The following is a 7,644-nucleotide window of genomic DNA, read 5'->3' on the forward strand; positions in this document are numbered from 1 at the left end:
GGCGGCCGTGGTCGAGCGGGGCCAGCAGCCCCGCGTCGACGGTGAGCTCGGGCATCGCGGACTCAGGCATTGACGACTCAGGCATTGACGACTCAGGCATCGAAATCCAGGAACACGGTCTCGTCGTCGCCCTGCAGGTGGATGTCGAACCGGTACGAGGCCGCGCCCGTCGGCCCGGTCCCTTCCGGCACGCAGACGAGGGTGTGCCGCCGGTCCGCCGGGACCGCGGCGAGCACGGCATCCGCGGCATTCTGCTCCGCATGCCCGGGGAAGTAGGCCCGGGTGAAGAGGTGGTGGATGAGCCCCCTGGCGAACACGGTGACGAGCACGTATGGCGCACCGCCCGCGACCGGTCCGGGCTCGACCGTCGTGAAGGTGTAGTGACCGCCGAAGTCCACGGCGGCCCTGCCGAAACCCGTGAAGCCGAAACCGTCGCGTGCAAGGGATCCCCGTTCCGAGCTGAGGGCGCCGGTCTCGTCGGCCTGCCAGATTTCCAGGATGGCGTCGGGCACCGGGTCGCCAGCGCCGTCGAAGACGGTGCCGTGCAGCCGGATCGCGTGCGGGTGGTGGCCGGGCACGAGCTCGGCTCCCCCGTCGTACGGCAACGCGAACCCGTAGAACGGTCCCACCGTCTGCGCGGGGGTCTGCACGTACCGGGCGGCAGGCGATTCAGTCATGGGCTTCCTCACTTTCCATCCAGGTGGACTTCGGACCGGTGAGCACGATGTCCCACCGGTAGCCGAGCGAGAACTCGGGCACGCTCAGGTCGTGGTCGTACACGCCGATCAGCCGGGCGCGCGCCGCGGGGTCGGTGATCGACTGGTAGATCGGGTCGAGCGCGAACAGCGGGTCGCCCGGGAAATACATCTGGGTGATCAGGCGCTGGGTGAACGCGGTGCCGAAGAGGGAGAAGTGGATGTGCGCGGGGCGCCACGCGTTCAGGTGGTTGCGCCACGGGTACGGGCCTGGCTTGATCGTGGTGAACGAGTACTCGCCGTTGTCACCGGTGATGACCCGGCCGACGCCGGTGAAGTTGGGGTCGAGCGGGGCGGGATGCTGGTCGCGCTTGTGCACGTAGCGTCCGCCGGCGTTGGCCTGCCAGACCTCGACGAGCTGGTGCCGCACCGGACGCCCCTCGCCGTCGAGCACCCGCCCGGACACCGTCATCCGCTCGCCGAGCGGTTCGCCGTTGTGCTGGATCGTCAGGTCGCTCTCGAGCGGGCTCACGTCGCTGTGCCCGAAGGCGGGTGAGTGCCGTTCGATCTCCTCGGGGTCCGCCCGCACGAGCTCGTGGGTGGGGTGCCGCAGGATCGAGCTGCGATATGGCGGGTAGTCGCGGCGCGGGTGCAGCTCCGGGGCGTTGCCCTCCGCGACGCGGGCACGGGCATCCGCCTCGATGGCCTGCATCTCCGCGGAGATCTCGTGTTGTGACGTTGCAGTGGTGGTCATGGCGATGATTCCTCTCGGGAGTGGGGGCTAGAACGGGAGGCCGGAGTACTGTTCGGCGAGCTCGCGCTGGGCGTGCGCCGAGCCCGTGACGTAGTCGAGACGGCCGAGCTGGCTCTGGTAGTCGAACTCCATCGTCTGCAGGTCGGTCCGGTTGCGGTGCAGCAGGTCGGTCATCCACTGCGAGAACTGCTGTACGCGCCACTGGCGGCGGAGCGCCGCCTCCCCGTAACCGGAGAGGAGGGCGTCGTCGTCCGCATAGTGAGCGGCGAGGCCCGCGGCGAGCATGGTGACGTCGGCGATGGCGGAGTTGAGGCCCTTCGCCCCGGTCGGCGGCACGATGTGTCCGGCGTCCCCCGCGAGGAAGAGGCTCCCGTACGCGAGGCGGGAGGCCACGAAGCTGCGCATCGGCGTGATCGACTTGTCGGTGATCTCGCCCTCCTGGAGGGTCCAGCCCGGCACGCCGAGGCGAGCGTGCAGGTTCTCCCAGATCCGTTCGTCGGGCCACTGCTCGAGCGAGTCTGCGGTGTCGACCTGCAGGTAGAGCCGGGAGACGTGCGGCGAACGCATCGAGTGCATCGCGAACCCGTCTTCGTGCAGCGCATAGATGAGTTCGTCGGTCGACGGAGCCACGTTCGCGAGGATCCCGAGCCAGGCGTACGGGTAGCTCCGGTCGTAGAGCGTGATGGCTTCGCGGGGGATGCTGGCGCGACAGACGCCGTGGAAGCCGTCGGCTCCGACGACGAAGTCCGCCGTGATCGTGTGCTGCTCCCCCGCGTGGGCGAACGTCACCCGGGGTGCGCTCGACTCGAGGTCGTGCACCGCGACATCCGCCGCCTCGTAGTAGATCGTGGACCCGGCGGCGTTGTGCGCCGCGATGAGGTCCTTGACGACTTCCTGCTGGCCGTAGACCGTGACGCTGCGGCCGATCAGCTCCTGGAAGTCGACGTGGTGGCGCTCGCCCCGGAATTGCAGGTAGATGCCGTCGTGTTCGAGGCCCTCGGTCCTGATGCGCTCGCCGAGCCCCAGTCGGGTGAGGGTTTCGACGGCGCTCTGCTCGAGGACGCCGGCCCGGATCCGGGCGAGCACGTAGTCCTGCGAGCGGTTCTCGACCACGATCGAGTCGATGCCGGCGTCCCGCAGCGCCCAGCTGAGGAGAAGACCGGCGGGGCCTGCGCCGATGATGGCGACACGGGTGTTTTCTGGGGACACGGGTTCTCCTAGCGACGATGACAGGTGATCGCACTATCTTGCGGAGTCCACGACAGCCCGAGGTGGTGGTTTCCACTGAGTGAAAGACCGCGGCCCGGACTCATGGCGAGCAGGGTTTTCTAAGAAAGCTCTCATCGGGGTCTCGCGTCCGCCTCATCGACGACGAGGACAGTGTCGGACAGGACAGTGTCGGACAGGACAGTGTCGGATGACGGCCCCGGGGCCCGATGACGGCACACTGGCCGTGAGCCTCCCCCGGCTGAACAGGAGCAGACCAATGCGTGAGCCCATTCCAGCACCCGACAGCCGGCGGCCGCGGACCCGTGCCGTCTTCGCCGGGGCCGCGATCGCCGTCGTCGCCACGGCCGGCCTTGTCGCAGCCATGATGAGCTCGCTCGCGCTCGCGGACCAGCCGGGGACGCCCCTCACCGTCCCCGGGGTCACCGTCGCAACCCCCTCACCCGCCCTGAACGACTCTCCGGTCGCAGTGCCGAGCGCGGACCCCACCGGAGCGCCGTCCGTCGGCACGGTGCCGTCCACGACACCGGCCACCCCATCGACCACCGCGCCCGCACCCGAGCTGGTGCCGGCCCCGACCCCCGTGGTCGTGGATGACCACGGCGGCAACCGATCGGGAGGAAGCGGCAGCAGCGGTGGCAGCACGAGCGGCAGCAGCGGTGGCAGCACGAGCGGCAGCAGCGGTGGCAGCGGCAAGGACTGAACCGCTCGAACACTAAGAGGGCTCTCACCGACCTCTCCTTCCGGGCTTAGAACAACACCGCAGAGTGGGACCACACAGTGACATCCGCTGTAGCGCCGGTCCCGGCGCCTTCGAAAGGACACCTCATGGCCCACCTGACAAAGAAGAGTTCCCTCGTTTTCGCCACCATCGGCCTCGCCGGGCTTCTGTCTGCGGGTATCGCCACCGCACAGGCAGACACGGGCAGGCACGGCGACGACATCCCGGCGCCGGTCAGCAGTTCCAGCACGACCGCACCGGGAACCGTCGTCGGCACAGACGACCCGGCCACCCACGAACTCGGCGACGATCACGCGACCGACCCCGCCACGCCAACGCCGACTGCTCCCGCCGAAACGACCGACGACCACGATGCAGATTCCCTCGCCGACGACAACGGAGTCGACGACCCGGCCACCCACGACGTCGGTGACGACCACGCCGCCGCCCCGGCGGTGCCCGCCACGCCGGCAAGACCCGCCCACGACGTCGGCGACGACCACGGCATCGACAACCCGGCCATTCACGACGTCGGCGACGACCACGGAACGGACGACCACGGAACGGTCACGTCCGGCTCGGGCAACTCCGGGCACGGCAACTCCGGCCACGACAGCACCGAGCACGGCAACAACGGCTAGAGCTCGACAGACACCGATCTCCGGCCGGACACGTCACCGGGACGGGAACGATGGGCTGCCGGCTCGACGCGATCAGCGCAGCCGGTAGCCCATTCCCCTGACCGTTTCGATGCGCAGGGCTCCGAACTTGGCCCGGAGATAACCGACGTAGACGTCGACCACGTTCGAACCGGGATCGAAGTCGTAGCCCCAGACCCGGCTGAGCAGCTGTTCCCGGCTGAGCACCTGGTCGGGGTTGCGCAGGAATTCCTCGGCGAGAGCAAATTCCCTGGCCGACAGGTCGACCTGGCGATCACCGACGATCGCCCGGCGGCTGCGCAGGTCGAGCTGCAGCCCGGGAACGCCCAGGACGGGTTCGAGGACGCGGGACGCGTCCGCCAGACGCAGGCGCACGCGGGCGAGCAGCTCGTCGAACCGGAACGGCTTGGCCATGTAGTCGTTGGCACCGCCCTGAAGGCTCGCCAGCGTGTCCTCGGCGGAGTCCCGCGCCGTGAGGACGATCACCGGGAGGGCAGAATCCTCCGCGCGCAGCCTGCGGAGCACTTCGTAGCCGTCGATGCCCGGCAGGCCGATGTCGAGCACCATCAGGTCGAATCCGCCCGTGAGGGCGAAGTCGAGTGCATCAGGTCCGGTCCGCACGACCGTTGTCGCGTACCCGGCCGCCGACAGCCCCTTGTCGACGAATGTCGCGATCCGCGCTTCGTCCTCTGCGATCAGGATGCGGCTCATGGGGTGACCTCCGTGGTCTCTCGCGCTTCGACGCTTCGGGGTGGGATCGGGATGTCGAGGGTGAATGTGGCGCCCTGGCCCGGCTGCGAGGTCACGAGGACCGAACCGCCGTGGGCATCGGCGATGGCCGCGACGATCGCGAGGCCGAGTCCGGAACCAGTCTCGCCTCGTCCGACCGCCCCCCGCGTGAAGCGTTCGAAGATATGCTCCTGCGCCTCGGTGCTGATGCCCGGCCCGTCGTCCCTGACCCAGAGCCGCAGCCGGGATGAGCCGTCTGCCGCGCGGTCGATGGCGCTGCCGATGTCAACCGTGCCTCGTGGCGAACCGTGGCTGACGGCGTTCGCGGCGAGCTGGAGCAGGGCCTGGGTGAGTTTTTCGGCGTCGACGTCGGCCGTGACGGAGGCGCTCCGGCTCGACACCCAGTGGTGGTCGGAGAGCGCGGCCGCCTTGGCGCGTACGAGTTCGGTGAGAGCCGCGATATCGGCAGGCGCCCGGTTCAGGCTCACCGGCCGGTTCACCTCTGCGAGTGCGGAGATGTCCCTGACCAGGCCGTTCATCCGGTCGAGTTCGTCGATCGCGAGCGCCCTCGTCGCCGCGACGTCGGCCGGGTCGGATTCGTCCATGAGCTCCAGGTGTCCGCGCACGATCGTGATCGGCGTCTTGAGCTCGTGGCCGATGTCGTCGAGCAGGCGACGCTGGCTGGAGATCGAGTGGTCGAGCCTGTCGAGCATGTCGTTGACGGTTTCGGTCAGGAGGGAGACGTCGTCCCGGCCATACGCCGGGATGCGCTCGCTCATGTCGGAGGCGGTGATCCGCGCTGCCGCCTCACGGAGGGCGCGGATGGGACGCAGCAGGCGTCCGGAGACCAGCCAGCCGACGAGTCCGAGCAGGACCAGGGTCAGCGCTGCCACTCCCAGATAGGTGCGGAAGGCATCCGTGACGGGACGCAGCTCGGCGTCGAGATCAAAGGCGGCGCTGAACACCCCGACGGCGGAGTCTGTGCCGACGGTCACCGGTGTCGCGACATATCTCAGGGCCCGTCCGTTCCCGACGGCGGTGCCGAGCACAACGGCTCCGTGTGACGTCTCGGCCGTGATCCGCGTGACGAACCCGGCATCGTCTTCGAGGCGGAAGGCGACGTCCCCGGCGGGGGCGAAGGCGGCGGCACCGTTGATGACGGCGAGAGTCGACTCATTCGTTCCCGGCCGCACCCGCTGCACGACGGCGCCGAGCACGCCGGCCAGTGTGGTCTGCCCGGAGTCGCCTGCGATGAAGCGGGCGTCCTCGACCGTCACGTTCAGCGAAGCGTCGAGAGCATCCAGGGTGCGTTCGCGCTGCACCAGATACGCGGTCGTCCCTGCCGTGACCATGCCGATCGCTGCAACGGAAAGGATGGCGGCCAGGATGCGCACCCGAACCGACAGCAGGGGTCGCCGGCGACCACGGGGAACGACCTCCTCAACGGGCATTCCCCCATTATCGACGGCTGCGACCATCGAGTGAGGATCCCCGTCCGATCGGTCCGCGATGAGGCCGCAATCAGCCCGCCATCAGTACGCGATCAGTCCGTGGCCGATCCGCGTTCAGCCCGTGGCGCGGCGGTACCCGAGCGCCCTGCCCACCCCGTGGGCCGCGACCCGCACGGCCTGTTCCTGCTCCGGGCTCGGGCGCGGTGTGGTGCGGGTGACGATCGACACGGCCGCCACCACCTGGCCCGTGCGGTCCCTGATCGGCGCCGCGATCGAACTCGACCCGGCCGTCATCTCCTCAGACATGCGGGCGATGCCCTGGCTGCGGATGCCGGCCAGGCGCCGCCGCAATTCCTCAGGGTCGGTCACTGTCTGCGGCAGGAACCGCGGCAACGGCCCGGCCAGGTACTCCTGGATCACCTCGTTCTGCGCGAACGCCAGCAGGACGAGCCCGACGCCGGTGGCGTGCAGCGGCAGTCGGCCCCCCACGCGCGAAATCACCCGTACGGCCTGGTGCCCGGACAGCTTCTCGAGGTAGAGGGCGTCGGTTCCGTCGAGGATCGCGAGGTGCACGTGCTCATGGGTCGACTCGTACAGGTCTTCCAGGTACGGCAGGGCGATCGTACGGAGGTTCCGCGCCGTGGGCGTCTGCACGCCGACCTCCCAGAGTCGCATCCCCAGCGCATAGCGGCCGTCCTCCTGTCGGGCGAGGCCTCCCCAGCTCGTCCACTCGCCGACGAGACGGTGCACCGTCGTCAGCGGAATCCCGGTGCGCTGCGAGATCGCGGTGAGGGTGAGCGAACTCGCCGGCGGCGCGGTGAAAGCGTCGAGGATCGCGAAGAGCCGCGCGGCAACGCCGCGGTCATCGACCGGGAACGCCGCAGCGTCCTCGGTTCCCCTCGACTGTGCGGGCTTCCCTGACATCAGCACCACGCTACTCGCCCGCGGACCGGCGGGGATCATATTGGGGCCCATGGCGAATTCCCGCTCCGGCGACTCCCTGCTGTCCCGGCTCGTGACGAGCCTGGCCGACGACGGTCGACGCTGGCTAGTGTCGGCGGGGTGACGTACACTCCCAATATCGAACATTTGTTCGATCATTAGCGAGGAGCCACCGAATGCCCCAGATCATCGACACCCGCGTCGACGTCGAGCTATCGGCCGATGGCGACCCCCGGGCATTCACCTGGGACCGCTTCGAACACACCATCATCGGGCAGCCGCAGGCGGTGTTCACCCGCACCCGCTGGTGGGAGGACGACGGGGTACCCACCCGGATCGACACCGAGCTGTGGCGGGTCGACGCGGCCCGAGGGGGCGAGGAGCAACACCGGTACGACCTGCGACGCGATGTCGACGGGTCGTGGGTGCTCGCCCTCGACTGGGGATGAACGGGCCGGGCAGGGGC

General features: G+C 69.2%; 9 protein-coding genes. 3 read left to right on the top strand and 6 right to left on the bottom strand.

Annotated features, from left to right (window positions below; genetic code table 11):
* Positions 1-92: 92 nt before the first annotated feature.
* From pcaG to QN350_RS18470, 3 genes are read right to left on the bottom strand one after another with little or no spacing between them, the layout of a single operon-like run.
* Positions 93-677: a protocatechuate 3,4-dioxygenase subunit alpha gene (gene pcaG, locus QN350_RS18460; RefSeq protein ID WP_322139567.1), complete on the bottom strand. Its 585-nt coding sequence runs from the start codon at positions 675-677 to the stop codon at positions 93-95.
* Positions 670-1,449, bottom strand: a complete 780-nt coding sequence (gene pcaH, locus QN350_RS18465; protein WP_322139566.1) for a protocatechuate 3,4-dioxygenase subunit beta — start codon at positions 1,447-1,449, stop codon at positions 670-672. Before pcaH ends, pcaG begins: the two co-directional genes overlap by 8 nt.
* A 27-nt stretch (positions 1,450-1,476) precedes the next feature.
* Positions 1,477-2,658 (bottom strand): 4-hydroxybenzoate 3-monooxygenase, encoded by a 1,182-nt coding sequence (locus QN350_RS18470; protein WP_322139565.1) that lies wholly within the window; start codon positions 2,656-2,658, stop codon positions 1,477-1,479.
* Between the two features lie 277 nt (positions 2,659-2,935).
* On the opposite strand from QN350_RS18470, the gene QN350_RS18475 reads away from it, so the two are divergent.
* The gene (locus tag QN350_RS18475; protein ID WP_322139564.1) at positions 2,936-3,379 is read left to right on the top strand and encodes a hypothetical protein; all 444 of its coding nucleotides are present in this window, start codon (positions 2,936-2,938) and stop codon (positions 3,377-3,379) included.
* A gap of 125 nt (positions 3,380-3,504) precedes the next feature.
* Positions 3,505-4,038 carry a hypothetical protein gene (locus tag QN350_RS18480; RefSeq protein WP_322139563.1) on the top strand — a complete coding sequence of 178 codons (534 nt, stop codon included), beginning with the start codon at positions 3,505-3,507 and terminating at the stop codon, positions 4,036-4,038.
* Positions 4,039-4,110: 72 nt separating this feature from the next.
* Here the strand turns inward: QN350_RS18480 and QN350_RS18485 are convergent, their stop codons facing one another.
* From QN350_RS18485 to QN350_RS18495, 3 genes are all read right to left on the bottom strand, one after another.
* The gene (locus QN350_RS18485) at positions 4,111-4,767 is read right to left on the bottom strand and encodes a response regulator transcription factor (protein ID WP_281534657.1); all 657 of its coding nucleotides are present in this window, start codon (positions 4,765-4,767) and stop codon (positions 4,111-4,113) included.
* Positions 4,764-6,236, bottom strand: coding sequence for a HAMP domain-containing sensor histidine kinase (locus QN350_RS18490; protein WP_322139562.1), 1,473 nt, complete (start codon positions 6,234-6,236; stop codon positions 4,764-4,766). The genes QN350_RS18485 and QN350_RS18490 overlap by 4 nt, the downstream gene beginning before the upstream one ends.
* A 114-nt stretch (positions 6,237-6,350) precedes the next feature.
* Complete coding sequence (locus QN350_RS18495; RefSeq protein WP_322139561.1) at positions 6,351-7,160, bottom strand: IclR family transcriptional regulator; 810 nt, start codon at positions 7,158-7,160, stop codon at positions 6,351-6,353.
* Between the two features lie 194 nt (positions 7,161-7,354).
* Here QN350_RS18495 and QN350_RS18500 point away from each other — a divergent pair, with 194 nt between their 5' ends.
* Positions 7,355-7,627: a hypothetical protein gene (locus QN350_RS18500; protein WP_281534653.1), complete on the top strand. Its 273-nt coding sequence runs from the start codon at positions 7,355-7,357 to the stop codon at positions 7,625-7,627.
* The last annotated feature ends 17 nt before the right edge of the window (positions 7,628-7,644 follow it).

The sequence above is a fragment of the Cryobacterium sp. 10I5 genome (genome assembly GCF_035019865.1).
In the GTDB taxonomy this organism is placed as follows: Bacteria; Actinomycetota; Actinomycetes; order Actinomycetales; family Microbacteriaceae; genus Cryobacterium; species Cryobacterium breve_A.

Bases quoted from the DNA above. Each gene is read 5' to 3' on its own strand.
- pcaG (WP_322139567.1), bottom strand. From the start codon at position 677: ATGACTGAATCGCCTGCCGCCCGGTACGTGCAGACCCCCGCGCAGACG.
- pcaH (WP_322139566.1), bottom strand. From the start codon at position 1,449: ATGACCACCACTGCAACGTCACAACACGAGATCTCCGCGGAGATGCAG.
- QN350_RS18475 (WP_322139564.1), top strand. From the start codon at position 2,936: ATGCGTGAGCCCATTCCAGCACCCGACAGCCGGCGGCCGCGGACCCGT.
- QN350_RS18480 (WP_322139563.1), top strand. From the start codon at position 3,505: ATGGCCCACCTGACAAAGAAGAGTTCCCTCGTTTTCGCCACCATCGGC.
- QN350_RS18485 (WP_281534657.1), bottom strand. From the start codon at position 4,767: ATGAGCCGCATCCTGATCGCAGAGGACGAAGCGCGGATCGCGACATTC.
- QN350_RS18490 (WP_322139562.1), bottom strand. From the start codon at position 6,236: ATGCCCGTTGAGGAGGTCGTTCCCCGTGGTCGCCGGCGACCCCTGCTG.
- QN350_RS18495 (WP_322139561.1), bottom strand. From the start codon at position 7,160: ATGTCAGGGAAGCCCGCACAGTCGAGGGGAACCGAGGACGCTGCGGCG.
- QN350_RS18500 (WP_281534653.1), top strand. From the start codon at position 7,355: ATGCCCCAGATCATCGACACCCGCGTCGACGTCGAGCTATCGGCCGAT.